Source organism: Tardiphaga sp. GW821-FHT12E02 (assembly GCF_058807155.1).
This window is the reverse complement of sequence record NZ_JBXAQK010000001.1, coordinates 4,397,760-4,423,737: the sequence shown is the minus strand read 5'-3', so window position 1 is coordinate 4,423,737 and position 25,978 is coordinate 4,397,760. Positions and strand designations below refer to the sequence as shown.

The window sequence follows — 25,978 nt, the reverse complement described above, 5'->3', positions numbered from 1 at the left end:
TCTGTGTTTAGTTCCGCGTATGGCGGTATTTGATCGCCACCAGTCCATTGTGCAGAGAGTTCTAGTTTATGTCGCCGAATTTCGTTGCCCTTAGTGATGCTCAAAGGAGCTTGCGTAGCCGATAACCAGACCCTGGAGCGCGACCACTCTTCTTGCGGGCAAGAGAATTCATCGAACTGGATCTTTCCACGAAAGAGAGGCGTATGCGCATCGTAACAATAAAAGTAACGCCCACTCCGATCGATAGCATCGTAGTAGTACTTCCGTAAAAGATAACTCACGTCGCCGTCACCAAAGGTTGGCGTAATTTGTAGGATTTGTGCAACTATAAGTAATGCATTTCATACAGCAACAAGATTCTTACAGTTGGACCTTGCTATGCTCCGCTTCAGAAACGGTTTAGAGCCTTTGCGCCTCTTGCTCGGGATGTGGCCTCGCAAGTTTGATTTTGATAGCGCAGAAATTGTTGTTCTAGGTAGACGACTTGTCCTGTTGAATGACCCCGTGACGATTCGGGAGGTGCTGCAAAACAGCATCTATAAGCGCGGAAATATTCACAACAATGCGCTCCGGCTGCTGCTTGGCAATAGTATCCTGTGTGACGATGGCCCTGACCGCAACACGTTTCGCAAGGTTGCTGCTGCGGCGATTAATTCACGCCTGTTTCCTCAATTGCAAAATCTCTCCAACCGCCGCGCCGAGGATTACATTTCGCGCATCGGGGCGTCGGGGTGTTTGCTCACCTTTGAAAGCTTGCGGCGACTTTCCGCGGAAATAATTGTCGAGTACATTTTTTCGTCTAGATCTGAGGAGGTGATCGAGCCAATTTTTAGCGCAGTATCTGCTGCCGTCGACGTAGTCGGAAGCCCCAGCCTGTCGGCGGTGCTCGACCTACCTAAATGGGCAAAATCAAGAGAGCGGCGTCGGATCGATACACTGGTAGCAGAAGCCAAATTCGCTATCCGACTTGAGTTGGAAGCTCGAATTGGACGATCGGATGAAGCGAGCGATATCGCACAGACGCTAGTCAGCCGATCAGATGATATCGGCCTCGACCGTTTGGTAGACGAGTTGTTCGGCTTAGTTGCTGCGGGTTTTGAGACCACCGCGGCCGCAATCTTTCAAATGGCCTCGCTGCTCGCGGAAAATCCAAGTTGGCAAGCATGTATTCGGCATGAATTCGCTACGACGCCTGCCTTTTCAGGTGAGGTACCTGAGAGCTTCAGTTGCGTTTGGGCGGAGACTTTACGGCTCTATCCTCCTGCATACATGATGCATCGAACCGTTACGAGCCGCCACGTCACCACCAAGGAGAATTTCTCGCCTGGTACAAATATCCTCGTGTGCCCGCTAATTTCCCACAGAAATCCTAGTCACTGGAAGTCTCCTCATGATTTTATGCCGACACGATTTCACAAGGCGTCTCGTAGTTCAGGTCCGAACCTGGCATTTATTCCCTTTGGTGCAGGTGCATACGCGTGTATCGGAGCAAAGTTTGCTGAAGCTGAAGCGGCTTGTTTAATTAGATCGATCCTGCGAGCTTATTCGATCAGAAAAGAGGAGACGAGTGGCCTCCGCTTAGGAGCAACGATGAGACCGGACGCGGATGCGTTTGTTCGGGTAGATCCGCTAGTATGACGCGATACCACAGGCTCTCATCTACATAGATCTGGACCCGATATGATGAGTGAGCGCGGCCAGCACCTCCTTGTGCCGCGATCCATCTTTGCGAGGTCCTTGGCCAGCTCTAAGTCATCGACGCTGCCGTCTGTTTCAAGGACGAGTTCTGCATCCAATCGAGAGATTTCGCCAATCATCGCTAGAACCCGCATTGCACCAGTGCAGCGGGCGTTCGCGACCAGAGAGACCTTCGTCTGCTTAGTACTGTACAGGAGCGGGCTTCATGCAGCCCCTAAATTCCGATCACGTAGTATGGACCTTTTCGAGCATCGTCTCCAACTGCCGCGCTGCACCAAGTGTGAGGCGGGCTGGACATACTAATCAGGCTGAAGATCTATGTTCTGCCGTAACGAGTTCGTAGCCTTAAATAGCAGGATCGAAAGTTTCTCTGGTGTGTCGCCGGAAATCGGTCAACGCCGTAATACGCAGATGCCATAAAGTGGAGCAGCCGATTACGGTTCCTAAAACGGATGCGGTTGGCTGCCTCGAAGCGAAGATGCTTGGGCAACCGGGCCGGCACTTTCTCTACGGCTTGGGAATACTCTCGTGCTCTGGCGCGCGTTATGTCACCGACCCGGATATCGCCAAAGAGGTCTGTGAGATAGCGGACCGCAAGTGTTGCCTCTGCGATTGTTTTCTCCGCAGGAGTCTTCGCGCCCCTGACACCGCGACCACCGGCCTTCCACACCGCGAATGCTTCACTAATTTTGGGGCCTCGATGGCCCTTTGGGGCCTCAATCGGTGTCGGGATATCAGCACCTTGCTGACGCTTCCCTATGTCATCGTATGCCCTTACGTGAGCCTTGAGTACGACTAGAGCAGCAGCTTGAAATTCCTCCGACGTCTTGTCCCACAAGATGCCGCGCCGCTTAAGCTCGATGCTAGTCTCAGTGGATACGATGCTGGGATCTCTACGAGCAAAAGCTTCACGATACTCGCCAGAGAGGTCTTCGTTGAGGAGCCCGTACATCTCTGCGTGGTCAATCTCCATCCCGATCGTTGATGCAGGACGTAGCTCCGAAAGCAACGGCCACGCGTTCGCGCGTTCAGTGCCGGACGGGCCCAGCCTTCGACGATCATCGCCAGTCAGGCGTTCAGCGTCATCTTCGGCAAGAAGCTGTCGATAAACGGATTCGCCAAGCTCTTTGAGGTCCAGTTGCTTCGGTGCGCCATGGGGCTCCGGCGATTGCTGAAAGGCTGCCAGCGCGTCTTTCAGTAGCCGATCAAACTTCAACGCCTCTTGATGATCTCGCGTCTTTGCAATGCGCGTGTCACTCGTGCGCAGCGACCGGACGTACTCACGTTTGAAGAGCTTCGTTTTGGCGTTGATTAGCTCGCTCAAATCATCGCGCAAATGCGCCGGGGCGAGCTTGCCGGCGAGCATTTGAGGCAGTCTCCGGCGGAATTCATAAGTGCCCGATTCTCGACGCTGCATGTAGCTGATGACTGCCAATGTGTACCACCTTTGTGTAGCAAGGCGGTCTCTCTAAGTCTATGATGACTAAGAGTTTTCAGCTTTTTCAATGGTTTAGTGTGGTCCTGGTGCCCCCTGCCGGACTCGAACCGGCACGCCCAGAGGACTCAAGATTTTAAGTCTTGTATGTCTACCAATTCCATCAAGGGGGCAGGCCGCGTCTGCATAGCCGCAAATGCGTCCCACGCCAAATCGGATCTATCGCAGCTGTTCCGGCCTCAATCCGGCCACCCGGCGCTGCTTTACGCAACCTCAACATTGACCGCCTAGAAAGCTCCGATGACCGCTCGTGTCCCTCGCTCTTATCTGCCGTCTCGCATCGCTGCGGCGGCTGCGCTGCTGTTGACCGTCCAGCTTGGCGGCTGCGCCAGCATGGGTGATGGCATGCTGTCTGGCGCGTTCGTCGATCCGTCGATCTATGATCTTTCCGACTGCCCGCAGCTCGAGGCCGAACGCAAGCGGCTGCAGACGCGGACAGCTGAATTGCAAGGTCTGATCGACAAGGCGCAGACCGGCACGGCGGGCAGCGTGGTTGGCGAAGTCGCCTATCGCAACGATTATATTTCGACCCGCGCGCAGGCCAAGCTGGCCGACGAGCAGTGGCAGAAAAACAAATGCGTGGCGTCGGCTCCGCCACCAGCCCCGGCGCCTGCGGCTCCCGCCAAACGGTCGCGCGGGCACTGATCTCTCGTTTTTAGAGCCGCCAATTATAAATCCAGTCCTGCCGTGCCTGCAGCCGCTTTGGGCCGAGCAGACGCATGACCGTATCGCGTGCGAAAGCCAAAGGCTCCTGCAGGTGATAAATCTGGCCTTGCTGGCGCGCTGTGCGCTGAACGCGGGTGACGCGCGGCTCTCTCTGCGCGGCGTAGCGTGCCAGTGCGGCAGGGATATCGCCACCATTCCGCGTTTCGCCGAGACATTTTGCCAGCATAGCCGCATCCTCGATGGCCATGCCGGCGCCTTGCGCGGCAAAGGGGACCATGGCGTGGGCGGCGTCGCCGAGCAGCGCAACACGGCCGCTGTGCCAGGCGCCGCCATCCGGCATCGTATACAGCGGCCAGCGCCCCCAATGATCGATGGTAGCGATCATGGCGCGCGCATTGGCGGGCCAGCGCGCCTTGCTGAAATGCGCATTGAGGTCATCGCTGCCGTCGGGCGTGCTCCAGCCGGGCGCAAGCAATGCGCCGGGGACAATGGCCACCAGATTGATGCGCTGGCCGGCCGACATCGGATAGATCACCAGATGCGCGCGCGGCCCCATCCAGAGCTGCACGCCGGAGGGCCGGAGGTCGCTCGGCAAGGCCGCGGCGTTGCAGGTGCCTCGCCACGCAATGAGGCCGGAGAATTCCGGTTGGACGCCCGGGAAGAATTTACGCCGTACTGCCGACCAGGCGCCGTCAGCGCCGATCAGAGCAGCGGCTTCGAGATCGTCGACGCGAATGGCGTCGGCGCCAGCCTCGATGACCTGCACCGGCGAGGCGAGGCGCAGGTCGATATTGGGATGGCTCTGCACGGCTGCCAGAAGGGCACCCTGCAGATCCGCGCGGTGCACCAGCCAGTAGGGGGCATCGGCATGGGCGCTCGCAGCCAGCGGCAGGCGCATCACTTCGCCGCCACTGCGCGCCGTCCTGATGCTGACTGTCTCGGGGCAAACGACTGCGCCTGCGAGCTGCGGTTGAAGGCCGAGATCGAGCAGGATGCGGCTGGCATTCGGCGACAGTTGCAGGCCGGCGCCGACTTCTTCCAGCCGCTCGGCCTTTTCGCGCAAAATAACGCGAAAACCTTTAGCCGCCAAAGCAAGCGCCGCAGTCAACCCGCCGACGCCCGCACCAGCGATGACGATGGTGCGCGGCGACGGCATGTCAGGCGATCAGGCCGCCTTGTCCGTCACCACGCATTCCGGCGGACGGGCCTGGCCGGCAGGCAGATCGGCAGCGTAGCGGTACAGCGTCGAGCAATAGGGGCAGATGATCTCGTTATCGTCGCCCAGGTCGAGAAACACGTGCGGATGGTCGAACGGCGGGTTGGCGCCCACGCACATGAACTCCTTCGAGCCGATCTCGATGATCGGAACGCCGGCGTCATTGTGAAAGTGCGGAACCACGTGGTCGGACATCGTATCTACCTTTGCTTGCAACAGTCGCGCGCTGACGTCGCGCGGCCGTTCAGTGCGGTGCACCATACTGGCCTCGGACGCTGATTCCTAGACTGCGGAACTGGCATTCAGTCCTGCAAATTCGACACAGTTTAGGCGTTTCCGGATAGCCCTTCTTTCGTCGGGGCGGTTGTGTCCGAACCGTGACGCACCACTTGATAAGAGGTGCAAGGATAAGGTTTCGGAATGCGCTTTCGGCTCGATACGGCTCTGACGGGGATTGCGGTCTGCGCGACCGTGAGCCTGCTCGTGTGGCCGCATGCGCGCGACGCAGGGGCGGTATTGCTGGCGCAGGACGATCCCGTGGCGCTGGCTGATGCGCAAGTGAGCGCCGCGCTGCGCCGCGACCCGGATATGCTGGCAAAGCAGGCCGAGGAGGCTTTAGCGGCTAAGGACGCCGATCTCGCCAAGAGTTTTATCGACCTCGCCGCAGCGCGCAACGTGAAGCTGCCCGAGGATCTCACCCAGCGTGTCGGGGATGCGGTGGCGGTGGATACATCCGCAGCCAATTTCGCGAAACGCTTTGCGACGGGCTTCGTGACCGGCAATGCCGATGACATCGGCAGCCTGTCGGGAACAGTCGCCGGCGATCTGTTCGTGTTCGGCGATATCCGCGACGCGATCCGGGAAGGCAAGCATCTGGCGTTCGGCGAGGAGACCGATCACCTGATTCTGGGCCTTGCGGCGGCAGGCCTCGCCGTCACTGCAGCAACTTATGCCAGTGCGGGCGGTGTCGCGCCGGTGCGGGCTGGGCTGACACTTGTGAAAGACGCGCGAAAGGTCGGGCGGATCGGCGAGGGGCTCACCACATGGGCAGCGCGTTCGGCGCGCGGCATGGTGGATGGGCCGGTGCTCAAGGATGCGATGGCGAACGCCTCGGTGTTTCGGCCAGGCCAAACAGTGGCTGCGATCAAGACCGCGTTCCGTGCCGAGAAAGCGGGCGACATTGTTCGCTTTGCCAAGGATGTTGGCCGTGTTGGCGAGAAGGCGGGTACACGCGGCGCGCTGGATACGCTGCGCATCGCGCAAGGGCCGAAGGATGTGGCGCGTGCATCGAAGCTTGCCGTCGCCAAAGGCGGTCAGACGCGGGCGATCATCAAATTATTTGGCCGCGGCGCAGTCGCCCTCGCAGCAGGCGCTTTCCAGCTCGGTCTATGGCTGTTCTGGGCGCTGTGGATGCTGATCGGGCTCGTCATCTCGATCAAGGCAACCACCGAGCGCATCACCTGGTCCTATCTGCAGCGATCCAAGCTCCGCCGGATCAAGCGCGAGCTCGCCGCACGTCAGGACGTATTACTTCAGAACATGGCCACACGCGCTAACGTGTCACCTCCTGCACTGGCGCCGGTCCTCGCACACGGCTAAATTCGCCGCTTCCCACCCACATTGCATGTCTCAATCATACGGAATCCTGGATGCCGAGCTTCCACAACGGCGCAGTCGAAATTGCTTATCTCGATGAAGGCGAGGGCGAGCCCATCGTGCTCGTGCATGGCTTCGCCTCGAGCAAGAACGTCAACTGGGTATATCCGACCTGGGTGTCCGAGTTGAAAAAGCACGGCCGCCGCGTCATTGCGCTCGACAATCGCGGCCACGGCGATTCCACCAAACTTTACGATTCCGAACAATACGGCATTGGTACCATGGCTGCCGACGTGCGTGCGCTGCTCAAGCATCTGAATATCGAGCGCACCGACATGATGGGCTATTCGATGGGCGGGCGCATCACCGCCTATATCGCCTATAGCCATCCGGAGGTGCTGCGTTGTGCGATCCTCGGCGGCATCGGCATCGGTCTGATCAAGGGCGGTGGTCCCGGCGAAAATGTCGCCACTGCCCTTGAGGCAGCGTCGCTCGATGACGTCTCCGATCCCATGGGCCGTACCTTCCGTGCTTTCGCGGACCAGACACGATCGGACCGCCGCGCCCTCGCTGCGTGCCTGCGGGGCTCACGCCGGCTGATGACCTATGAAGAGGCTGGCGCGATCAAGGTGCCGGTCTTGATCGCGGTCGGTACCACCGACGATGTCTCCGGTTCCGCGCATGATCTCGAAAAGGTCATTCCGGGCTCAGAAGTGCTGGATATCCCCAACCGCGACCACATGCGGGCGGTTGGGGACCGCGTCTACAAGGAAGGCGTGCTCGACTTCCTGTCGCGGCAGAACTGATCACGTCATCGCCGGCGGCGATGCGGGGCCTTGATTCCACCGCAGGACCGCCCACTTCTTTCGCACGCCCGGTAATTGGGCGTGCTGGATCGTTCCTGGTAAGTCACGCGAATCCAAAGGGTTAACGCGCAATTACCGGGTAAGCCGGCATTCACGATGGCATGAGGCCCGTTACGACAGCGTCGGGCACTGTGCTATAGTCCCTGCCCAATTGATGAATTTGCGAGTCCGCCATGGCCGTGCAGAGCACCGTTCCTATCACTGCGAAACTCGCAACTCTGGACCCGATCTGGGATCGAATCCGCAGTGAGGCCGAGGATATCGTGCATCGCGAGCCTGAGCTTGCATCCTTCATCTATTCGACGGTGCTGCATCACAATCGCCTTGAAGATTCCGTGGTGCATCGCGTCGCCGAGCGCCTCGATCATGCGGCGCTGTCCGGCGACCTGATCCGCCAGACCTATAATGAAGCTCTGCGCGACGACCCTGATATCGGCAATGCCTTCCGTTCGGATCTGGTCGCCGTGTTCGATCGCGATCCCGCGACCTCGCGCTTCATCGACCCACTGCTTTATTTCAAAGGCTTTCACGCGATCCAGTCGCATCGTCTTGCGCATTGGCTTTATAACAAAGGTCGCAAGGACTTTGCGTGGTATCTGCAGAGCCGCGCGTCCAGCGCGTTCCAGACTGATATCAATCCAGCAGCCCAGATCGGTCGAGGCATTTTCCTCGATCATGCCACCGGCTTCGTCGTCGGTGAAACGGCTGTGATCGAAGACGATGTCTCGATCCTGCATGGTGTGACGCTCGGCGGCACCGGCAAGGAAAACGAGGATCGCCATCCAAAAATTCGTCGCGGTGTTCTCATCGGCGCGGGCGCAAAAATTCTCGGCAATATCGAAGTCGGCCATTGCGCGCGTATCGCTGCGGGCTCGGTGGTCGTGAAGCCTGTACCGCACAATGTCACGGTGGCTGGTGTGCCGGCGAAAATCGTGGGCGAGGCGGGGTGTTCGGAGCCGTCGCGCACCATGAATCAGATGCTCAACGCACTCGGTTTGTAAGCATTGCGGCGGTCTGTGCCGGAATACGAATTCCGACGCATGTGCAAGCAAAATGCGCGTCTCATTCGCGCGGTGGATGACGTGAATTTTCGACAAACGGCCTAGCCGTACGCGTCATCTCGGATTAAACGTTTCTCCATCAGCCCATCCCACATCACCTGCATTGGAGACGCCTGTGGACGTTCAGGAAGTCAGAAAACTCGACGCCTATCTCAAGCGCGTATTCGGCAACCAGAAGATTCGCGTCGTGCCACGCCCTAAGAAGGACGACTCCGCCGAAGTCTATATCGGTGAAGAATTCGTCGGCGTGTTGTTTGTCGATGACGAAGACGATGATCGCTCGTTCCAGTTCCAGATGGCGATCCTGGAAGAAGATCTCGCCGACAGCGAGTAAAGCGAACGACTGTCCGCAAGTGCGGGCAGTTACGCGTTTGTGGCCGGCTTGATGCCGGCCATGCAGTTGCAGAACACAAGCTGTTTCGCGTGCGAGTATGCTTGCGATCGCCCCGAAGTTGAGTGATCCTCAGCGAGGGGATGGGGATGGCACGCGTTACCGATTTCATTGCCTTGGATGTCGAGACGGCCAACGCCGATGTGGGCAGCATTTGCTCGATCGGGCTGGTGCACTTTCGTGCCGGAAAGATCTTCAAGTCGCTGACGATCCTTGTGGATCCGCAAGGACCCTTTGATCCCGGAAATATTGCCATTCACGGTATTCGCCCGAGCGATGTCGTCGGCAAGCCGACAATGGCCCAGGTGTTTCCCGTTCTTGCGCAGTCGCTGAACGGGACGATTGTTACTCATCACAGCTCGTTCGATCGTCGCGCCTTCGCAAGCGCAGCCGCCCGTTATGGCGTTACCGAGCTGGAGTGTTTCTGGCTCGACACGCTGGCTGTTGCGCGGCGCACATGGCGCGAATTTGCGGATGCTGGCGGTTTCGGTCTCGCCAATCTCAGCCGATCCTTCGAGATCAAATTCCGTCATCACGAGGCAGAAGAGGACGCGCGGGCGTGTGGGTTGATCATGCTCAAGGCGCTTGAGGATTCCGGGCTCGATCTGGAGGATTGGCTCGGTGTGGTCGGACAGGCTGCCAGGCGCACTGTCCGTGACGCACCGCGCGTGGTTGTGCCGCGAAGAAATGAGGCCTTTGCGCGTTATGCGCAGCCGGGTGAACGTAATGGACTGCTCATCGGTGAAACGGTCCTGTTCACCGGTTTTCTACAGATGCATCGAAGCGAGGCGGCCAGCCTCGCCGCAAAGGCAGGCTGCAATGTCGTCGATACGGTCAGCAGGAAGGTCACAGTGCTGGTCGTTGGCGATCAGGATCTCAGGCTGACACGCGGGAACGTGAAGAGCAGGAAACATCGCAAGGTCGAAGAGATGATCGCGGAGGGCTTGTCTGTCCGCATCGTCGGGGAAAGCGAATTTCTGCAGATGGTTGGATAAAGCATCAACGTAAAGCAGGTGTCCCAGTCGATGACTGGGACGTCCAGTCAGGAGCAGCTCGCTCACTGTCCGCCCAACTGTGTCGACAGACGGTCCATGGCCTCACCGACTGTGCGCCAGTCGTCGAGCCATGCGCGTGGGAAGCGGAAGATGAGATCGGCGCCGCCGATGCGGCGTTCGCTCATGCACATACCTGGAGTGGCCCCATCTCGCGTGCAACGCGCGGCTAACTTCGGCGCGCTGCCCAGAAAGAGGTCTTCCTTCGCATAGGGCGTGTTGTCATAGAAGGGCTGAATGGTCAGCCCGTCGGCACTGCGTGACGCCTGATCTGCATAGAGTGGATAGATCGTACGCAGCCGCGCATCCGGCGATGTCGCATTGTGATGCGCCGAGATCGACAGGAAGATGCGGTCGATCGGCTGCACATGCTCGTCGAAATTCTCCACGGTCACATGACGCGGTGCTTCGCTCGCTTCCAGCGAAGGATAGACATAGCTGAGATCGACACGCTCCTGCGGGCCCGAATGCTTTTGCACCTTGCGGCGGAATGCATGGGTCTGGACGTTGAACAGCGTGGAGCCGACGCTCACCGGAATGCGGTCGGGATCTCCAGCCTTCTGGCTCTGCCAGGTCGGCCATAACAGATAGGCCACCACCGCCACGGCAGGGGCGGCGAGAGCCACACCAAACAGAATTGGCACGAGATGGCTTTGACGACGCTGGCGGCGTGGCCGGGTCGTCGGGTGGGTAGGAAACAACAAGGACATGCGCGCGTAAGCAGCTACCACTCAACAGACCCACGGCGTCTCCATGGGCGAATCAACCGGTCGAACATGCACTTGAATGGTTAACGCCTCGCTGTTCGCTGAGTGGAACCGACGTACTCTTTTCCTCCACGTAAAATTGAAGAGATCGCGTTAACGATTTTTTAACGTAACTGTGGCGTTCGGTCGCAATATGGTGCATTGCGAGAGAGAACAACAAATCGACCCAGAAGATTTTCTTATGTCTCCCATTGCACTCAACTGTTTCCTTCAGCTCGCTATCGGTTTTGCAATCGCCGGTGCGATCGCCAGCGCTTACCAGGCTTTTGTCAGCCGGCCGCCGAGCTTCGCATTGCTGCAGCAGGGTCCGACCCCGGAAGGTTTTGCAGCCGTGCCGCTGCTGGTCTTCACGGCGCCCTTCATCATCATGCGCAACACGCTGCGTTCCGGTGCGCCGGATCAGCATCGCATCCAGTTCGTGATGATTGCGACAGTGCTTGCCGGATTTTGGAGCTTGATGTCGGGCACCTTCATCGTCCTGACGCTGCAGGCCCTCGGTATCATCGCCTGAGCATAAACCTTCGCGTTTACGCGCACTGGTCTCCGCATGCTGCTTCATGGCAGTGTGATCCGCATAGGGAGACCAAGCACTCATGGCAATTTACGAACTCGACGGGCAGGGCCCGGACCTTCCGGCCGACGGAAATTACTTCATCGCCGATACTGCCGATGTAATTGGCAAGATCCGTTTGAAATCGCAGGCCAGCGTCTGGTTCGGCGCGGTGTTGCGTGGCGACAATGAATGGATCGAGATCGGCGAAGGCTCGAATGTGCAGGACAACTGCACCTGCCACACCGACAAGGGCTTTCCGCTCACCATCGGCAAGAACTGCACCGTTGGGCACAACGTGATCCTGCACGGCTGCACTATCGAGGATGGTGCGCTCGTGGGCATGGGGTCGATCGTGATGAATGGCGCGCGCATCGGCAAGAACAGCATCGTCGGCGCCGGTTCGGTGATCACCGAAGGCAAGGAATTTCCGGAGAACTCGTTGATCATCGGTTCGCCCGCACGCGTCATCCGCACGCTGTCCCCCGAGCAGGTGACAGCCATGGGCAGCGCCGCGCGCTTCTATGCGGCCAACGGTCCACGCTTCAAGCAGGGCATGAAAAAAATCGGCTGAAGCACATCGGTTGGTGGTAAAGCAACGCGTGCCCACCATTCGCCCGAACATGAGACGGTGGGCACGGTGCTGCGCACCTTTGCCCACCCTACATGTTACGTGCCTTCCGACTCCCGCGCTTCTATCGCGCTGGCCACACGCTCATGGCCGGCGCTCCATAGTGCGAAGTCCTCAGTCCCTTCCTGATACGGATTGGCTTCGGCGGGGATATTCTTTTCCGCGGCGCCTTCACCCTCGACGAACGGATCTTTTTGCGGCTCGTTTGGCATGTGGTCGCTTCCTTGTTGCGGGTGACTTGCTTGCACGCACTTTCGTCCGGCGCGGTGATGGCGGCTGACCGGCATTTTTCACGCTCTTGCGCAGCGCATCCGGCAGGTCGATCGGCACGCCGTGCTTTTTGAGAAGATCGGCGAAAGCCTCATCGGCAAGCTCCTGGATCGTTGCCATGCGATCGCGGCCGAGCTGGGTGAGCTTGTCCAGCGTGTCGTCGTCGAAGCCGATCAGCTTTCGCATGGCATGAATCCGTGTTGTGCGAATCAAGCCTCGCATGGCGGATTCGTTCCGGATGCGGGAACTGGTGCGTCCAACTGTCGTTGCCCTCGAAAGGGAGATCTCCGATGGCTTACACATCGAAATTTATCGCAATCGCTGCCGCTGTTACGCTGATGTCATCGACACTGGCCTTTGCGCAGAGCAGCGCCGGCGGAGCAGGCGGTGGTGGTGCAACTGGCGGCGCTGCGGGCACAAATAGTGCTGGCACCGCGAATTCAAGCGGAGGCCGCGCGCCAGCCGGTATCACAACCGGTGCCAGCGGCACCGGGCAGTCCCTTGATGGCAAGCCGAGCACCGGCAACGATCTCGTCGACAAGCAGGATCGCGACGTCGACCGCAAGGTGAAGAATATCTGCAAGGGCTGTTGATCCGCAGGGGGCGGAGCCGCATTTTTAATATTGAAAAACCATCACAACCGGTCGCGAACAAGTGACGGTGTTTGAATTCCGCAAGCCCTCCGTCATGGGTTAGATAGCTACCAACGGTGGCGCGATAGGCGCTGGTGGAGAGTGGCTATGTTACGCAAGGTGATGTTGGGAGTAGTCGCGGTTGCAACGCTTGCACTTGCGGTGCCGTCGGTGGCCTCTGCACGCGGCGGCTTCCATGGTGGTGGTGGTTTTCATGGAGGCGGTTTCCGCGGCGGTGGTTTCCATGGCGGTGGCTTCTATCGTGGCGGTTTCTACCGCGGCGCTGGTTTCGGCTTCGGTCTGGGTTACCCCGGCTATTACGGCTACGGCCCGTATTACGGGTATGGCTATGGCTACCCCTCGATCTATCGCTACGAGGATCTCGGCGGCTGTCGCTTGGCCAATCAGCGGGTTCGCACCGCCAAAGGCTGGCGCGTTCGCCGCGTTGAAGTCTGCGAATAGGTAAATTGATCCGTGCAGCGCGAGTGCCCTTATGCGCCCGGCGTAGGGGAGCGCTTCGCTCACGGCGCTTAAAGGTGGGCGGCGATTATGCTACTAAAGTCGCAATCGGGCGCTGTTGCGGTATCTCTGTGCTGCGCGTCGCTTGAGGTTTGCGCAGCCCGATAAGCGCGAGGGGACGTCAGGTCGGCTGGTTCGTCAATTGCAGGTTTCGGCTTGCAGATCCGGGCAGATGATCATGACCTTTGACATTTCTCACCTCACGCTTCTCTTCGTGGCGATTGTGTGCGCGCTCGCGACGGCCTTTGTCTGGATGTTCTGCGAATTGGAGCGCCGCTTCGGCCAGCGCATCGCGGCGACAGCGCTCGCGCGCTTCGGTTACCGGGCTGATGGTACGCGCGACCCCAACAGAATTCGCCGCGGCTAACTCTCTGCATGATGCGATCGCTATGAGGCGCTGGTGCGCTGCGCTCGTGCTTTCGTCTGATCCCAAAAAGTTGCGGCCGAACCTTGGGGGAGGTTCGGCCGCGCGCGATCCGGTCTGGGACGGGGAGGGGTGGGGATGTGACCGGGTCGCGTGTCTCCAATTCCTGTTGTGATCAGCGAGCGCTGGCAGTCGCGGTGGCCGGGCGGTTGTCACCGAGCGACACCCACTGGTTCGGATCGCTCTGCGACTGACGCTTGACGAAGCGGTAGCCGGTCTCGGTCCAGGCGAGCACGTTCTCGTTCTGATTATCGAGCACGTATTCGCCCTTGTCGGTCTTCACGGTGAGCACGGCATGGCCGTCGCCCTTCTTGTCGCGCACCACAGTGATCAGCAGTGCTTCACGCGGCCAACCGGCCTCGATCAGCATCTTGCGCTTGAGCAAGACGTAGTCTTCGCAATCGCCGTAGCCGTCGTCGGGCAGTGACCATTTCTCGATCACACCCCAATGATCCATGTCGGTGATCGGCTTGATCGTCTCGTTGACCCAACGATTGACCCGCACCAGATCCTTCCACGCCGTCTGCGTAATTACGATGTCGCGTGGCTGCGTGGCACCACCGCGGCACTCGCCCGGATTCTCCGAGCAGAATTCGACCCAACCAATCGGCGCACGTGTCGTGTCGCCGAGACTTGCATAAAGTTTTTCGCCAGCAGCATGCGCTGTCGCAGAAAGTCCGCACAGGATTGCCGCAACGACAAATCCAGTGATACGCCCCGTGTTACCAGCCATTGTTGGCCCCCGTTCTTGTTGGGACCATCATTGGCAGGAAGGATTTTCGTCGCCGCTAAGTCGGCGAAGTGCAATTGAGACGACTACAATTCAAACACGCGGAAAAATTGATTCAAATTTTATGCATTCGGGTTTGCGTAAAATCGCGCGTGTTAATCGTCGAAATGCTGGAAAACAAGGAACCGGGCGCGACGCGTCTTGGCGCGTGTTAACTGCGGCGATTAACCTGACCGCGCGCGTGCGGTATCTGCTGGTGCAGATAGCACACTCACAACACTGCAAAATCGGGATTTGGTGCGCTGTCGCGTTTACCGCGCGTTGACGCTGTCTTCCAGTGTCTCCGGAGACTGCTCATGCGCGAACTCCAGCGCGAAGCCGTCTTCGAGGTGACGGACGACGCGCGCGGAGATGCGGCCAAGCATGACCTGGGCATTCAGCGGCGGACGCTTCTCCGCCGCGATGGCGGCGCCGGACAGCGACAGGTCGATGATGCGGACATTCATCTGGATGCCGTCCTCGAGCGTGAGGACAACGATCGGGTTGCGCGGCACGATACGGTCGTGGCGGCGATCTTCCGGCAGATTGAGAATGTCGCGATTGGCGAGCCAGGTCAGCTGCGCCGCCAGTTTGTCACGCTTGCGCGGGGTGGCACCCACGGTCATGGCAAAGCCATTGTCGATAATGCGCGTGATTTTGCCTTCGACGCGGCCGATATGGTCGAGATAGGCGATGACGCGGTCGCCGACCTGGCCGATGCCGGGGCCGAGCAGCGCGAGTCCGCCGGGAGACATGTTGATGACCTGGCAGGGGAATTCGCGGCGATCCGGCAGCATATAGCGGCCGAGAAGATGGACTTTCACGCGCTGGAAGCGTCGCCGTTCTTCAGGAGAAGGAAGAATCGATTTTGTCTGGGCGAGCGCCATCGGTGTCAGGCCGGTCCTGCGGAGAAATTCGCACTGACCGTACGGCGCACAAGGTTAATGCGGCGTTACATATACCACTTTTCCGCAACCCTTTGGGGTGAGTCTAAGAGTTGGTCGCGTAGAGGTCGTTCAGCTCACGCCTTCATAGACCATCAGGCCACGCGCGGCCTGCAGCTTGCGCATCACGCGCGGCGCAAAGCGCTGCGGCTGATGGGCGAGATAGCGATAGGATGTGACCTGCATCGGGCCGAGGCGCCCGTTGAACGGCGTCATTGGCGCCAGGAGACCGGTGAGGCTGATCGGCGTATGCGCGCGGGCGGCGAAGGGGAGCAGCAGCAGCTCCAGATGGGCCTTGTCGCCGAATTCGGTGTGGGCCGTGACGCCGGCGACGGCGACCAGCAATTCCTCGGAAACGACGGTGACCATCTCCTCGATCTCGCTACGACCGGCGAGGCTGAAGAGTTCTGGGAACGGCTTGTTCTTCAGGTCGCGGCCGAGCAGGGCACAAACTCTGGTGCCGGCGACACGGAACGGGAAATTGGCGGCCTTGTCATAGCCGAGCACGAAGATGTCGCCGAGCAATTCGCGCATCGGGCCGGGCTCGATCTCGCTGCGATCGGGCGCACGCGCAAAACCGCGCTTTTCGTCCCAATAGGCGAAAAACTTCCGGTTCGAAGGATGTTTCATGCGCGCTGATCCTGACCCGGCCAGCAGGCGAACAGGGACAAGTCTGTCCCGAATCCATCCAATACCGACCGCTACATGTTGTGCAGAGAGGTCATTGCAGCGTCCATGCCGAAACCGCGTTTTCCACTGAGTCGCTTTGGCTTTTCCGCGTTAACGTTATCTTCACCATATTCTTGCGGTTCGGAGGACAACTAGTATTCTGGCTGCACTCCAGAGCGGAGCGGGCTGTCTCCAGCGGTTCGTTTCGCGCGCTTCGATATACAGGGTTGTCGTCAAACAAGACGGTCACCGCGCGGGGAGGGGTGGGGATGTCGGCCTTGCGGTCGATACATGTCGCCCGGCGCGAGAAGATCGATCAGACCAGGGAGAGCCTTTCTCAGAGGCTCTCCCTTTTTCTTTGCCTGATCGTTGTCAGGCCGGCCGCGGCACGATCACCGCGACGCTAAGCCCGCCGAGCGCCGAGCGCTCCAGTTCGATCCGCCCCCGATAGGCTTCGGCGAGATCGCGGGTGATGGCGAGACCTAAGCCGGTGCCGGGCAATGTCTCGTCCCAGCGTTGTCCGCGCCCGATCGTCTGCATCTGCTCTGTCTGCAAGCCGGGCCCATCATCTTCGACGCGCAGCAAGGTATGATCACCGGTCTGCATCACGGTGAGCCTCACGCGTGTCGCCGCCCATTTGCGGGCATTGTCGAGCAGGTTGGCGAGGATCTCGGTGAGGTCGCCTTCATCGCCGGGGAAACTGACGTCTCCAGCGACATCGCAGTCCCATTGCAGGCCCCGATCATCGGGCAGGCGGCGCAGCGCGCGAACGATCTTGTTGGCCACGGGCGCGACCGGAATGGCGCCGCGGCTCAGGGCGGCCGAGACACCGGCGCGCGCGCGTGCGAGCACGCGGTCTACCTGCTTGCCCATCAACAAGATTTGTTCGTCGATAGGGTCGGCCAGTTCGTGGCTGTCATCATGGCGGGCCTGTCGCGCTACTGCGCCAAGAACTGCCAGCGGTGTTTTCAGACCATGCGCGAGATCCGCAGCATGCGTTTTCGCGCGCTCCAGCGCTGCATCCTGGAACGCAATCAGCCGGTTGAGATCATTCACCACCGGCTGAACCTCGTTCGGAAAGCGGCCGTCGAGTGAGCGGCTGCTGCCCGCATGGATGCGCCGCAGCCCGCGCCCCAATTCGTCGAAAGGACGCAGAGCGAGGCGGATGAAGATCGACATCGCGACAATGAGGATGAGGCCGAGGGCGCTCAGCGACAGCAACAGCAATCTGAACAGGTACTGTTGAGATTTGGCGAGGTCGGTCCTGTCCAGCGCCGCGACGAGTTGCAGACGCACATCGGAGCCCGACGGCGATGCCACCGCGATGGTCTGCACGACAGCGAGCAGCTTCGCATGATCGGGGCCGGCGAGATCGGTGGTCCAGCGGGTGTCGCCATGCTGCGCGGCGGGGACAGTGAGCGAATAGTCCCAGAGCGAGCGCGAGCGCGCGCGGTTGTCGCCATTGCTGATCTGCCAGTAGAGGCCGCCATAAGGTTTCTCGAAGCGCGGATCGGACATCGGCGCTTCCAGCGAAGGCGTCCCGTTCGCGTCGATCTTCACCTGACCCGCAAGCGCCACGACGATCTGACCGAGTTCGGATGCGGCGCGGCGTTCAATCTCCTGGTTGAAGATGCTTCGAAGCCCGAATGCGGCAAGGCTCAACGCGATTGCGATCGCCAGTGCAGCCGCGCAACTCAGTCGGAATGACAGCGAACGCGTATTCACGATGGCTCCGCCGGAATGCAATATCCGCGACCCCGATGGGTCTCGATCAGCGGAAAGCCAAGCTTTTTGCGCAACCGTGCGACAATGGCTTCGATCGCGTTGATATCGCGGTCGGTATCGCCAGCATGAATGTGCTCGAGCAATTCGCCCTGCGACATGGTGCGCCCGCGATGCAGCAGCAGATAGGCCAGCAGGCGATATTCCATGGCGGTGAGTGCGAGCGCGCGGCCATCGATGGTCGCAGTCTGCGATCGCGTGTCGAGCTCGAGCGGGCCGGCCTTGATCAGCGCGGACGCCTGACCCGCAGCGCGGCGGGTGATCGCCCGCAAACGTGCCAGCAGCTCCTCCATCTGAAATGGTTTCGCCAGATAGTCGTCGGCACCGGCATCGATGCCTTCCACCTTGTCGCGCCAGCCGTCGCGCGCGGTGAGCACCAGCACCGGCGTCACGATGCCCGCTTCGCGCAGCCGGCGTAGTACCGAGAGCCCGTCGAGCTTGGGCAATCCGAGATCAAGCACGATAGCATCGTAGTCTTCGGTCTCGCCCTTGAACCAAGCCTCTTTGCCATCGGCGACGGTTTCAACTGCATAATTTGCAGCTTCCAGCCCGCGGCGGATGTCTGCTGCGATGCGTGGCTCGTCCTCTACCACCAGAATGCGCATGGGTCAGTCGATCTTGATGACAGCAAGGGTCTGCGCATTGATCTCGATCTCGCGGCGCTTGCCGGATTCGGTGAGCACCTTGATCTCATAGACCCACACACCATCGTCGCGATCGAGCTCGACCTTGATGACCTCGCCGGGCAGCTTCTCGCGAGCGACTGCCAGCACGTCGGTTAGCGGGCGAATCTCGCCGCTTTTCAGCGCCTGCAAGGCGCAGTCCTGCTCCTTCTTGCAGTTGGATTTGTCGTCTTTTGCAACAGCCACATGCGTATTGCCGCTGCTGGCGATCAGCGCGGCGAGCACGCTGCCAATCAGCAACGCGTTGCGGGTGATGATGCTGGCGCGCATGGTCATCGCGTGCTCCGGGGCATGGCGTCTCGTCGCTTATCCAACCAGCGCGGATTCGCGCATGCGCGTTGCCGGCTTCGTGAGTGGTTTGTCATCAGTCTCGCTGGCAGGGTCGATGGGGGCGTCCATCGGCCGGCGCCGCTTGGCCTCAACGTGGCCTCCACCTGCCGGTGCCGTCAAGCCGGCGACGGCACAGACCAAAATCATCACGATCACGAAAGTGTCGAATGGCAATTCCACCGCAGCCATCAGGGGCAGGGTGACGACAAGCAGGAACATGGCGGGCAACATGGGACATCTCCGTGGATTGAACATGTCCCGAATCTACCGATGTCTCGCTGACGGCTTCCTGACAGACGGTGTCAGGAAGCTGGTGGGCACCCTGTGACACCAAGGCCGCCCACCCATGCAAAGGATTACCTCATGAAATACGCACCCGTCGCCTTGATCGTCGCATCGCTTGGTCTCGCCACATCGATCGCGCATGCCGATGACGTCGCTTGCAAATCCGCAGCCAACGGGCAGGGCCTGTCGATCGACAAGGCGATCGAAAAGGCTCTGGCGCTTGGTTACACCGTCAAGAAGGCCAAACGCGACAAAGGTTGCTGGGAGGTCGAAGGCTTCGACCGTAACGGTGCCGAAATCGGGATACGGCTCGATCCGGTCACCGGCGAGATCGTGCGGCGCTAGGTGTGACAGTATCGCATGCGTCGCGCGGCATCATCGTATCAATGAAGCGGTGAATTCGCGCGGCGTAGCGCCGAGGCGGGCGATCAGTTTGCGCAGCACGGCTTCGATACGGTCGGCTGCGTCGGCGATGAGGCGGCCGGGGGCGCTGTGAGCGATGATCGCGGCCGAGGCTTCGGCGGCCGGCAGGGCCGCGTCGCTATTGCCGAAGGCGCTGACATGGTCGCGCAGCCGGATCAGGCGATCCTGCAGCAGATCGCGTTCCGCAGGATCGAGCTGCGGATGTGCCGCAGCGCTGACGGCGAGAACGCGGACCCAGTGCACGCAGGCGACGAGATCCGGCAACGCATCCGTGCGCGGGATCAACGACACCTGCCGTGCTGCCAGCATCGGCAACAAGGCGACGCGCAATTCCTGCATCGCGAGGTCGGCACGGCGCATCGCCAGGAGCGGCGTCGCCGTCTTGCCGCACAGCGCGTCGCGGCTGGTGTCGATGACGTCCAGCAGCCGCGCCATCAATGTCAAAGCGCGGGCACGGACGTGATGCGAGGTCGGCAGCGGCACGATCCACAACGCAGTGATGAAGGTCGCCGCAGCGCCGATCGCTGTTTCCACGAGGCGCAGGCCAACGATTGACGGCAAGTCGTCACCGAGCACGCCATAGACGAGACCGATCAGCAGCGTCAGGAAGAAGATGCCGACGGCGTAATTATACAGCACATAATAGCTCCAGCCGATCAGGCAGATCGTCATGCCGATCAGCACCAGCGCAGGATGCGCGGGCACGAAAGCCGCGACGCATAGCCCCGCAAGTGCGCCGCAGGCGGTGCCCACTATCCGCAGCGTGCCTTTCTGCAAGGTATCACCGACCGAAGTCGTGCCGAGCGAGATCACGAATACGCTGATGATTGCCCAATACCAGTGCTCCGGCGATAGCGGATAGCCCACCACGGCCGCCATCACCGCGGCGCAACCAGCGCGCAAGGCCGGTCGCCAGGCCAGCGGTGCCGGTGCCGCAGGTGGGACTTCGACCGCGGTGGCGGTGCTTTGCTGGCGCTGCAGCGTTGCTGCCGCATGGGCCAGCGCAGCCAGCGCGGAGCGCCAGCGAGCATCGTCCTCAGTCTGCAGCACGGCATGCGTGACGGCGATCTCAAGTGCGGTCAGCGCCGCAATCGCACTGTCATGACCTTCCAGATTGCCAAGAGCCAGCTGGCTCTGTGCTGCCATGACGGCGCGGTTGAGTTGCAGCAGATGCCGTTCGATCCGGTGCGGATTCGGTTTTGCCTGCCGCGCCTCACGTATGACGCGATCGGCCTGTGCGGCGATGCTGGCGAGCATCAGCTGCGCCACGTCGGATGGATTGTCGGGAAACAGGCGCAGCACTGCGAGGCAGATGGCGAGGGCAGGGATCGTGAGCGCGACGATCACGCCCTGGTTCGGCAGCGGCGGGTGCAGAAACACGCCGAGATAGTAGCCGATCAACGCCGCGAGTCCGATCGCCACCACGCGCGGTCCACGCGTCTGCAGCAGCGTCGCCACCGCCAGCAGCACCAGCAAGCCGGCGACGTCGAGCAGCGGCCAGTGTGCCAGCGCGCTGGCGATCACGAACAGCGCGATGCCGGCGATAAAAGCCATCACCACGGTGCCCTGGCGTTTCGCCAGCGTGGCGTCGCGCGTGAACAGCATGCACAGCATCACGAACAGGATCGCCGGCGAAGCCTCGATCAGGGGCAGTCCGAAATGCAGCAGCAATGGCACGATCAGCAGCGCGCTGGCCACGGTTGCAAGACTGGTGCGCAGGGCTGCCGTGAACTGCAACAGCCCGGCATCGAGCGGCATCAGGGCAGCCAGAACGGATCGGCGGAAAGAAGGAATGTGGTCCTCCACACGCGGGGAGTGATTGGTAAGTGATGCTGACCTAATTTGTTGCGATGCAACATAGCCAAGTTTGCGGAGCCCGCGTGCGTTGGAAGCATTGCTTGCGGGCAGTGGCCGTGGGACCGCTGCTATCTTGCATCGCGGCACCAATACCGCCTATCTGGAGCATCGCTCGCCAGAGCCGTTACAGACCGTGCCGCCTTGGATCCTTCTGAAAATCCCCCACGCGAACCGCTCCTGACCCTGCCGGGCGCGCTGACGGCCTATGTCGGGCTGCTGGCGGTCATTCATGTGATCCGCGTGCTGCTGCCCGTGGATCTGGAATACTGGACCATCGAGCTGTTCGGGTTCATCCCCAAACGTTACGACCAGACACTGCTGTCGATGCCATTCCCCGGCGGGATTGGCGCGGATATCTGGACCTTCGTCACCTATTCGCTGCTGCACGCCAATCTCAGCCACATCGGCTTCAACATATTGTGGCTGTTGCCTTTCGGCAGTGCGCTGGCACGGCGCTTCGGTGCGGTCCGCTTCTTCCTTTTCATGGCAGTCACGGCGATCGGTGGCGCAGCCGCGCATCTCGCCACTCATGAGCATGAACTCGCACCGATGATTGGTGCATCGGCTTCGGTGTCCGGTGCCATGGCGGCGGCGATCCGTTTTGCCTTCGTGCGCGGCAGTTTCTTGTCTTTCAACCGTGGCGATGCCGATCAGGCCGCGCGAGTTCCCGCTCTGCCGCTGTTCCGCGCATTGCGTGACCCACGGGTCATCGGCTTTCTCGCCGTTTGGTTTGGCGTGAACATCATTTTCGGCGTCGGTTCGATTGCTGTTGGCAGCGAAGGCGCGACGGTGGCATGGCAGGCGCATATTGGCGGTTTCGTTGCGGGTTTGCTGCTGTTCTCGCTCTTTGATCCGATTCCGCGCGGGACGCGACGGGATACCGAGCCATCTCCTGCGGACATGCCGGACTTGCATTGACCGCGCGCACGCACCTTGCGGGTGCACTGCACTTCCCCCATCATTACGAATAAGACAGGTGACTCACGCCGGCAGGTTCGGCTCTCGAGGCCGAATCCGTTCTGCGTGAGCGGTGGTTTGGCTCGATCACCCCTACCTCAAGACCATCGAGCTACGCCTCCGGATCCGCTTGTTCACAACAAGAACGAAAGACCGCGCTCCTTTCAGGGGCTTTGGTCAGTGAGGAGGCGACAAATGCTGGTTAGTGCAATTCTCGATGGTAAGGGCCATCACATCGTCAGTGTCGCGCCGAGTGACAAAGTGTCTTCGGTGGTCAAGCTGTTAGCCGAGCGGAAAATCGGTGTGGTGCTGGTCATGACCAAGCAGCAGATCGACGGCATCATCTCGGAGCGCGATATCGTGCGCGTGATCGCTGAGCGCGGTGCCGGCGCGCTGGATGAAGATGTCGGCGCTGTGATGACGCGCAAGGTCGTGACCTGTTCGCCGACCGATACCGTGGGCTGGATCATGGAGCGCATGACGAATGGCAAATTCCGCCACGTGCCCGTGCTTGACGATGGCCGCGTGGTCGGCCTGATCTCGATCGGTGACGTCGTGAAGTCGCGCGTCAGCGAATATGAGCACGAACAGGAAGCGCTGCGCGAATATATCGGCACCGCTTGAATTTTAACATGCAACGAAAAAGGCCGGGCATGATGCCCGGCCTTTCAGTCGTTGTGTCGCTATTGCTTAGTCGCCCAGCGTGTAGGCGACCACGTGGTCACCACGGTCGAGCGACTGGCGCGCGCCACCGGCGGTGATGAGCACATACTGCTTGCCCGTCGCCGGTGACTTGTAGGTGATCGGCGTCGCCTGGCTGCCGACGGGCAGGCGGCCCTTCCAGAGTTCCTTGCCGGTCGCGCTGTCGATGGCGCGCAGATAGTAGTCGAGGGTGGCGGCGAAGAAGACCAAGCCGCCCTGAGTGGCCATCGAACCGCCGATCGTCGGCATGCCGATCGGGATCGGCAGGCCCATCTTCAGGCGCACGGGGCCGGTGTCCTGCACCGTGCCCATCGGCTTCTGCCAGACGATCTTCTGCGTCTTCAGGTCGACCGCCGTCATGGTGCCGAAAGGCGGCTTCTGGCAGGGCACGCGAAGCGCCGAGAGGAAGCGATCCTTGAAGATCCAGTAAGGCGCGCCCGTCATCGGCACGGCGCCCGGCAGGATCTTCTCGCCTTCCTTGCGTTCGAACGCCTTCTGCCAGAGGCCGAGGCGCATGTCGTTCAGGAACAGCAGGTTGCTGACCGGATCGACCGAGATGCTGCCCCAGTTCAGGCCGCCGAGCGAACCCGGATACTGCAGCTGCCACTGATCCGCGGTCGGCGGGTCGAACAGGCCGATATGCCGATAGCCCTTGAACTCGATGCGGCACAGCAGCTGGTCGAACGGCGTGACGCCCCACATGTCGGCTTCGGTCAGCGTGCTACGGCCGATCTCCGGCATGCCGGTGGACAGCGGCTGCGTGGGTGAATAGCGCTCACCCTTCAGGTTGCCCGCCGGGACCGGCACTTCCTCGACCTTGGTCAGCGGCTTACCCGTTGCGCGGTCCAGAACGAAGATCTGGCCGTGCTTGGTGCCGACGACGATCGCCGGCGTCTTGCTGCCATCGGCATTCGGGAAGTCCGTTGCCGTCGGCTGCATCGGGACGTCGAAGTCCCAGAGGTCGTGGTGCACGGTCTGGAACGTCCAGCGCACGTCGCCGGTCGAACCGTCGAGCGCGACGACGGAAGAAGCATACTTCTCGGCTTCCGGCGTGCGGTTGCCGCCCCACAAGTCAGGCGACGCATTGCCCATGGGCACGAAGACCAGATTGAGCTTCGGGTCGTAGGACATCGGGGCCCACGAATTCGGCGAGCCGCGGGTGTAGGCCAGCTCGGTCGTGGATGGGCCCTTGATCGCGGGATTGCCGGCGTCCCAAGCCCAGCGCTGCTTGCCGGTGACGACGTCGTAGGCGCGGATGACACCCGAGGGCACATCGACCGCAAGGTTGTCGGCGACGAAGCCGCCGAGGACGATCACATCGCCCGCGAGGGTCGGAGCCGAGGTGACCTTGTAGACGCCCGGAGGAGTCTTGCCGAGGCCGGCCAGCAGATCGACGCGGCCATTATCGCCGAAGCCCTCGCAGAACTTGCCCGTATCGGCATCGAGAGCGATCAGCTGCCCGGTGACCGAGTTGGTGTAGAGGCGACGGGTGCAGGCGGTGCCGGATGCGTCGGTCGCCTGTGTCAGGTTTGCGGACTGGCCGCGATTGGCTTGCTGGCCGCTGAGGTCGATATAAGCGAGGCCGCGGCAGCGCATCCAGCGCGTGTGCCGGGCATTGATGACCTGGCGCCATTTCTCCTTGCCGGTGTCGGCATCGAGCGCGATGACGTTGTTATGCGGCGTGCAGAGATAGACCGTGCTGCCGACCTGCATCGGGGTCTGCTGGTCTTCCGAGCCGAGGCCGCTTTCGTCATTGTCGGCGATGTCGCCGGTCTGGAACGTCCACGCGACCTTCAGCTTGTTGACGTTGCTGCGGTTGATCTGGTCCAGCGCAGCGAAACGCTCGCCGCCGGGATTGTTGCCCCAGTTGTCCCAGTTCTTCTGCTCGGTCTCAGGCGTGACCTTGACCTTGCCCGTATCGACGGCGGCGAAAGTCTCGGTGCGATCGACGAACATGCCGCCGAGGGCTGCGACCATTGCCACCAGGAATACGGCGGCAACCGCCATGCTCTTGCCGGTAGCGCGCGGAAGGCCTGCACGTGCGCGCAACAACGGAGTCACAAGCGCGAGGACGAAAGCTGCGGCAAGGAAGATGAAGAGGCGCGCGAACAGCGGCCAGAATTCGAAGCCGGATTCCCAAACGGCCCAGACGGCAGTCGCCACGAACAACACGGCGTAAAGCGGCAGCGTGAACGTTTTGCCGAGGGCGACACCGATGCCAACGCCTGCGAGTGCGAGGCCGGCGATCAGGTAATAGTAACTACCGCCACGCGAGATGAGGACGCCGCCGCCCCAGATGAATGCAATGCCAGAGGCGACGAACAACAGCCCAAGCAAGGCGAGCAATGCTTTGCTCCCCCAGCCAACATTTACGTCTTTCACGAATTCAGCTCCAAAACTGTAACGTTTCCAAGAAACACGCGATCGACTGTTTGTTATCGACTGCATGCAACGCGCACAGTTTCCCCCCGCGCCCTGTGGATCACATTGCTGCCCAATTTGATAGGTCGCGAGCTACAGCGTTTCGGAAGAGCCGTCATATCTAAATGTCGATAAGCATTGAGCTGCATCAACAATTCAGGCGTGCAGTGTTCTGCGGCGCGAATGCATTTTTCACGCGACTGCTGCGGAAATTCTGCTGAAATCGCAGTGAAGACGATGCGCTCAACCAAGTATCGAGACTTGCGCGGGACCAGATTGGTCGCCTCACTTTGATGCGCGCTAGTGAGATTCTAAACGTGCC

29 protein-coding genes and 1 tRNA gene are annotated in these 25,978 nt (G+C 60.7%); 15 read left to right on the top strand and 15 right to left on the bottom strand.

From position 1 onward, the window contains the following. Positions 1 to 378: 378 nt before the first annotated feature. On the top strand, positions 379 to 1,638 hold the full coding sequence (locus tag AC1RQ5_RS21055; RefSeq protein WP_493201521.1) for a cytochrome P450: 1,260 nt from the start codon (positions 379 to 381) through the stop codon (positions 1,636 to 1,638). Between the two features lie 376 nt (positions 1,639 to 2,014). Here AC1RQ5_RS21055 and AC1RQ5_RS21050 read toward each other — a convergent pair whose 3' ends face one another. Further along, on the bottom strand, positions 2,015 to 3,133 hold the full coding sequence (locus AC1RQ5_RS21050) for a DUF6538 domain-containing protein (protein ID WP_493201519.1): 1,119 nt from the start codon (positions 3,131 to 3,133) through the stop codon (positions 2,015 to 2,017). A gap of 87 nt (positions 3,134 to 3,220) precedes the next feature. Continuing rightward, positions 3,221 to 3,306 (bottom strand) — tRNA-Leu (locus AC1RQ5_RS21045). A 127-nt stretch (positions 3,307 to 3,433) separates the two neighbouring features. On the opposite strand from AC1RQ5_RS21045, the gene AC1RQ5_RS21040 reads away from it, so the two are divergent. Continuing rightward, a complete protein-coding gene (locus AC1RQ5_RS21040) occupies positions 3,434 to 3,838 on the top strand; it encodes a twin-arginine translocation pathway signal (protein WP_493201517.1) in 405 nt (134 codons plus the stop codon). Positions 3,839 to 3,848: 10 nt separating this feature from the next. On the opposite strand, the gene AC1RQ5_RS21035 is transcribed toward AC1RQ5_RS21040, so the two are convergent. Together AC1RQ5_RS21035 and AC1RQ5_RS21030 are read right to left on the bottom strand one after the other, a co-directional pair. Then, entirely contained in the window at positions 3,849 to 5,015 is a 1,167-nt protein-coding gene (locus AC1RQ5_RS21035; protein ID WP_493201515.1) for an FAD-dependent monooxygenase, read from the bottom strand. A gap of 9 nt (positions 5,016 to 5,024) precedes the next feature. After that, positions 5,025 to 5,270, bottom strand: coding sequence for a zinc-finger domain-containing protein (locus AC1RQ5_RS21030; RefSeq protein ID WP_398474544.1), 246 nt, complete (start codon positions 5,268 to 5,270; stop codon positions 5,025 to 5,027). Positions 5,271 to 5,495: 225 nt separating this feature from the next. On the opposite strand from AC1RQ5_RS21030, the gene AC1RQ5_RS21025 reads away from it, so the two are divergent. From AC1RQ5_RS21025 to AC1RQ5_RS21005, 5 genes are all read left to right on the top strand, one after another. Next, on the top strand, positions 5,496 to 6,674 hold the full coding sequence (locus AC1RQ5_RS21025) for a hypothetical protein (RefSeq protein ID WP_493201513.1): 1,179 nt from the start codon (positions 5,496 to 5,498) through the stop codon (positions 6,672 to 6,674). Positions 6,675 to 6,724: 50 nt separating this feature from the next. After that, positions 6,725 to 7,477 (top strand): alpha/beta fold hydrolase, encoded by a 753-nt coding sequence (locus AC1RQ5_RS21020; protein WP_493201511.1) that lies wholly within the window; start codon positions 6,725 to 6,727, stop codon positions 7,475 to 7,477. A 233-nt stretch (positions 7,478 to 7,710) separates the two neighbouring features. Then, a complete protein-coding gene (gene cysE / locus AC1RQ5_RS21015) occupies positions 7,711 to 8,538 on the top strand; it encodes a serine O-acetyltransferase (protein WP_398474537.1) in 828 nt (275 codons plus the stop codon). A gap of 175 nt (positions 8,539 to 8,713) precedes the next feature. Beyond that, entirely contained in the window at positions 8,714 to 8,932 is a 219-nt protein-coding gene (locus AC1RQ5_RS21010; protein WP_211909241.1) for a DUF3126 family protein, read from the top strand. A 122-nt stretch (positions 8,933 to 9,054) separates the two neighbouring features. Next, positions 9,055 to 9,984: an exonuclease domain-containing protein gene (locus tag AC1RQ5_RS21005; RefSeq protein ID WP_493201508.1), complete on the top strand. Its 930-nt coding sequence runs from the start codon at positions 9,055 to 9,057 to the stop codon at positions 9,982 to 9,984. Positions 9,985 to 10,046: 62 nt separating this feature from the next. Here AC1RQ5_RS21005 and AC1RQ5_RS21000 read toward each other — a convergent pair whose 3' ends face one another. Then, positions 10,047 to 10,751 (bottom strand): hypothetical protein, encoded by a 705-nt coding sequence (locus AC1RQ5_RS21000; RefSeq protein WP_493201506.1) that lies wholly within the window; start codon positions 10,749 to 10,751, stop codon positions 10,047 to 10,049. 238 nt (positions 10,752 to 10,989) lie between these two features. Between AC1RQ5_RS21000 and AC1RQ5_RS20995 the strand changes: the two genes are divergently transcribed. After that, positions 10,990 to 11,319, top strand: coding sequence for a DUF6949 family protein (locus tag AC1RQ5_RS20995; protein ID WP_398474533.1), 330 nt, complete (start codon positions 10,990 to 10,992; stop codon positions 11,317 to 11,319). A gap of 82 nt (positions 11,320 to 11,401) precedes the next feature. Beyond that, the gene (locus AC1RQ5_RS20990) at positions 11,402 to 11,932 is read left to right on the top strand and encodes a gamma carbonic anhydrase family protein (protein ID WP_493201505.1); all 531 of its coding nucleotides are present in this window, start codon (positions 11,402 to 11,404) and stop codon (positions 11,930 to 11,932) included. A 228-nt stretch (positions 11,933 to 12,160) separates the two neighbouring features. On the opposite strand, the gene AC1RQ5_RS20985 is transcribed toward AC1RQ5_RS20990, so the two are convergent. Continuing rightward, positions 12,161 to 12,445: a hypothetical protein gene (locus AC1RQ5_RS20985; RefSeq protein WP_493201503.1), complete on the bottom strand. Its 285-nt coding sequence runs from the start codon at positions 12,443 to 12,445 to the stop codon at positions 12,161 to 12,163. Positions 12,446 to 12,549: 104 nt separating this feature from the next. On the opposite strand from AC1RQ5_RS20985, the gene AC1RQ5_RS20980 reads away from it, so the two are divergent. The 3 genes from AC1RQ5_RS20980 (at position 12,550) to AC1RQ5_RS20970 (ending at position 13,777) form a co-directional block, all read left to right on the top strand. Then, positions 12,550 to 12,852: a hypothetical protein gene (locus tag AC1RQ5_RS20980; protein ID WP_398474527.1), complete on the top strand. Its 303-nt coding sequence runs from the start codon at positions 12,550 to 12,552 to the stop codon at positions 12,850 to 12,852. Between the two features lie 147 nt (positions 12,853 to 12,999). Then, positions 13,000 to 13,353 carry a hypothetical protein gene (locus AC1RQ5_RS20975; RefSeq protein ID WP_493201501.1) on the top strand — a complete coding sequence of 118 codons (354 nt, stop codon included), beginning with the start codon at positions 13,000 to 13,002 and terminating at the stop codon, positions 13,351 to 13,353. Between the two features lie 235 nt (positions 13,354 to 13,588). Continuing rightward, positions 13,589 to 13,777 carry a hypothetical protein gene (locus tag AC1RQ5_RS20970; protein ID WP_493201499.1) on the top strand — a complete coding sequence of 63 codons (189 nt, stop codon included), beginning with the start codon at positions 13,589 to 13,591 and terminating at the stop codon, positions 13,775 to 13,777. A gap of 172 nt (positions 13,778 to 13,949) precedes the next feature. Here AC1RQ5_RS20970 and AC1RQ5_RS20965 read toward each other — a convergent pair whose 3' ends face one another. From AC1RQ5_RS20965 to AC1RQ5_RS20935, 7 genes are all read right to left on the bottom strand, one after another. Next, positions 13,950 to 14,567, bottom strand: coding sequence for a transglutaminase-like cysteine peptidase (locus AC1RQ5_RS20965; protein ID WP_398474521.1), 618 nt, complete (start codon positions 14,565 to 14,567; stop codon positions 13,950 to 13,952). A 308-nt stretch (positions 14,568 to 14,875) separates the two neighbouring features. Next, positions 14,876 to 15,490 (bottom strand): PilZ domain-containing protein, encoded by a 615-nt coding sequence (locus AC1RQ5_RS20960; protein ID WP_493201496.1) that lies wholly within the window; start codon positions 15,488 to 15,490, stop codon positions 14,876 to 14,878. A 129-nt stretch (positions 15,491 to 15,619) separates the two neighbouring features. Then, positions 15,620 to 16,177 carry a PAS domain-containing protein gene (locus tag AC1RQ5_RS20955; RefSeq protein WP_398474517.1) on the bottom strand — a complete coding sequence of 186 codons (558 nt, stop codon included), beginning with the start codon at positions 16,175 to 16,177 and terminating at the stop codon, positions 15,620 to 15,622. A 411-nt stretch (positions 16,178 to 16,588) separates the two neighbouring features. Then, positions 16,589 to 17,941 (bottom strand): ATP-binding protein, encoded by a 1,353-nt coding sequence (locus tag AC1RQ5_RS20950; RefSeq protein ID WP_493201493.1) that lies wholly within the window; start codon positions 17,939 to 17,941, stop codon positions 16,589 to 16,591. Beyond that, on the bottom strand, positions 17,938 to 18,603 hold the full coding sequence (locus tag AC1RQ5_RS20945) for a response regulator transcription factor (protein ID WP_493201491.1): 666 nt from the start codon (positions 18,601 to 18,603) through the stop codon (positions 17,938 to 17,940). Before AC1RQ5_RS20945 ends, AC1RQ5_RS20950 begins: the two co-directional genes overlap by 4 nt. 3 nt (positions 18,604 to 18,606) lie before the next feature. After that, complete coding sequence (locus AC1RQ5_RS20940) at positions 18,607 to 18,957, bottom strand: PepSY domain-containing protein (RefSeq protein ID WP_398474511.1); 351 nt, start codon at positions 18,955 to 18,957, stop codon at positions 18,607 to 18,609. A 30-nt stretch (positions 18,958 to 18,987) separates the two neighbouring features. Then, a complete protein-coding gene (locus tag AC1RQ5_RS20935; protein ID WP_398474508.1) occupies positions 18,988 to 19,242 on the bottom strand; it encodes a hypothetical protein in 255 nt (84 codons plus the stop codon). A 132-nt stretch (positions 19,243 to 19,374) separates the two neighbouring features. On the opposite strand from AC1RQ5_RS20935, the gene AC1RQ5_RS20930 reads away from it, so the two are divergent. Then, positions 19,375 to 19,641 (top strand): PepSY domain-containing protein, encoded by a 267-nt coding sequence (locus AC1RQ5_RS20930; RefSeq protein WP_493201488.1) that lies wholly within the window; start codon positions 19,375 to 19,377, stop codon positions 19,639 to 19,641. 30 nt (positions 19,642 to 19,671) lie between these two features. On the opposite strand, the gene AC1RQ5_RS20925 is transcribed toward AC1RQ5_RS20930, so the two are convergent. After that, complete coding sequence (locus AC1RQ5_RS20925; protein WP_493201486.1) at positions 19,672 to 21,477, bottom strand: FUSC family protein; 1,806 nt, start codon at positions 21,475 to 21,477, stop codon at positions 19,672 to 19,674. A 240-nt stretch (positions 21,478 to 21,717) separates the two neighbouring features. Here AC1RQ5_RS20925 and AC1RQ5_RS20920 point away from each other — a divergent pair, with 240 nt between their 5' ends. Further along, entirely contained in the window at positions 21,718 to 22,494 is a 777-nt protein-coding gene (locus AC1RQ5_RS20920; protein ID WP_493203503.1) for a rhomboid family intramembrane serine protease, read from the top strand. Between the two features lie 234 nt (positions 22,495 to 22,728). Beyond that, positions 22,729 to 23,157, top strand: a complete 429-nt coding sequence (locus tag AC1RQ5_RS20915; protein ID WP_398474502.1) for a CBS domain-containing protein — start codon at positions 22,729 to 22,731, stop codon at positions 23,155 to 23,157. A gap of 66 nt (positions 23,158 to 23,223) precedes the next feature. On the opposite strand, the gene AC1RQ5_RS20910 is transcribed toward AC1RQ5_RS20915, so the two are convergent. Continuing rightward, positions 23,224 to 25,617 (bottom strand): membrane-bound PQQ-dependent dehydrogenase, glucose/quinate/shikimate family, encoded by a 2,394-nt coding sequence (locus AC1RQ5_RS20910; protein ID WP_493201485.1) that lies wholly within the window; start codon positions 25,615 to 25,617, stop codon positions 23,224 to 23,226. Between the last annotated feature and the right edge of the window lie 361 nt (positions 25,618 to 25,978).

What these genes read in the sequence shown, in the direction of transcription:
- AC1RQ5_RS21055 (WP_493201521.1), top strand. Translation starts at nt 379, where the DNA reads ATGCTCCGCTTCAGAAACGGTTTAGAGCCTTTGCGCCTCTTGCTCGGG.
- AC1RQ5_RS21040 (WP_493201517.1), top strand. Translation starts at nt 3,434, where the DNA reads ATGACCGCTCGTGTCCCTCGCTCTTATCTGCCGTCTCGCATCGCTGCG.
- AC1RQ5_RS21035 (WP_493201515.1), bottom strand. Translation starts at nt 5,015, where the DNA reads ATGCCGTCGCCGCGCACCATCGTCATCGCTGGTGCGGGCGTCGGCGGG.
- AC1RQ5_RS21030 (WP_398474544.1), bottom strand. Translation starts at nt 5,270, where the DNA reads ATGTCCGACCACGTGGTTCCGCACTTTCACAATGACGCCGGCGTTCCG.
- AC1RQ5_RS21025 (WP_493201513.1), top strand. Translation starts at nt 5,496, where the DNA reads ATGCGCTTTCGGCTCGATACGGCTCTGACGGGGATTGCGGTCTGCGCG.
- AC1RQ5_RS21020 (WP_493201511.1), top strand. Translation starts at nt 6,725, where the DNA reads ATGCCGAGCTTCCACAACGGCGCAGTCGAAATTGCTTATCTCGATGAA.
- cysE (WP_398474537.1), top strand. Translation starts at nt 7,711, where the DNA reads ATGGCCGTGCAGAGCACCGTTCCTATCACTGCGAAACTCGCAACTCTG.
- AC1RQ5_RS21000 (WP_493201506.1), bottom strand. Translation starts at nt 10,751, where the DNA reads ATGTCCTTGTTGTTTCCTACCCACCCGACGACCCGGCCACGCCGCCAG.
- AC1RQ5_RS20995 (WP_398474533.1), top strand. Translation starts at nt 10,990, where the DNA reads ATGTCTCCCATTGCACTCAACTGTTTCCTTCAGCTCGCTATCGGTTTT.
- AC1RQ5_RS20990 (WP_493201505.1), top strand. Translation starts at nt 11,402, where the DNA reads ATGGCAATTTACGAACTCGACGGGCAGGGCCCGGACCTTCCGGCCGAC.
- AC1RQ5_RS20985 (WP_493201503.1), bottom strand. Translation starts at nt 12,445, where the DNA reads ATGCGAAAGCTGATCGGCTTCGACGACGACACGCTGGACAAGCTCACC.
- AC1RQ5_RS20980 (WP_398474527.1), top strand. Translation starts at nt 12,550, where the DNA reads ATGGCTTACACATCGAAATTTATCGCAATCGCTGCCGCTGTTACGCTG.
- AC1RQ5_RS20975 (WP_493201501.1), top strand. Translation starts at nt 13,000, where the DNA reads ATGTTACGCAAGGTGATGTTGGGAGTAGTCGCGGTTGCAACGCTTGCA.
- AC1RQ5_RS20970 (WP_493201499.1), top strand. Translation starts at nt 13,589, where the DNA reads ATGACCTTTGACATTTCTCACCTCACGCTTCTCTTCGTGGCGATTGTG.
- AC1RQ5_RS20965 (WP_398474521.1), bottom strand. Translation starts at nt 14,567, where the DNA reads ATGGCTGGTAACACGGGGCGTATCACTGGATTTGTCGTTGCGGCAATC.
- AC1RQ5_RS20960 (WP_493201496.1), bottom strand. Translation starts at nt 15,490, where the DNA reads ATGGCGCTCGCCCAGACAAAATCGATTCTTCCTTCTCCTGAAGAACGG.
- AC1RQ5_RS20955 (WP_398474517.1), bottom strand. Translation starts at nt 16,177, where the DNA reads ATGAAACATCCTTCGAACCGGAAGTTTTTCGCCTATTGGGACGAAAAG.
- AC1RQ5_RS20945 (WP_493201491.1), bottom strand. Translation starts at nt 18,603, where the DNA reads ATGCGCATTCTGGTGGTAGAGGACGAGCCACGCATCGCAGCAGACATC.
- AC1RQ5_RS20940 (WP_398474511.1), bottom strand. Translation starts at nt 18,957, where the DNA reads ATGACCATGCGCGCCAGCATCATCACCCGCAACGCGTTGCTGATTGGC.
- AC1RQ5_RS20935 (WP_398474508.1), bottom strand. Translation starts at nt 19,242, where the DNA reads ATGTTGCCCGCCATGTTCCTGCTTGTCGTCACCCTGCCCCTGATGGCT.
- AC1RQ5_RS20930 (WP_493201488.1), top strand. Translation starts at nt 19,375, where the DNA reads ATGAAATACGCACCCGTCGCCTTGATCGTCGCATCGCTTGGTCTCGCC.
- AC1RQ5_RS20925 (WP_493201486.1), bottom strand. Translation starts at nt 21,477, where the DNA reads ATGCCGCTCGATGCCGGGCTGTTGCAGTTCACGGCAGCCCTGCGCACC.
- AC1RQ5_RS20915 (WP_398474502.1), top strand. Translation starts at nt 22,729, where the DNA reads ATGCTGGTTAGTGCAATTCTCGATGGTAAGGGCCATCACATCGTCAGT.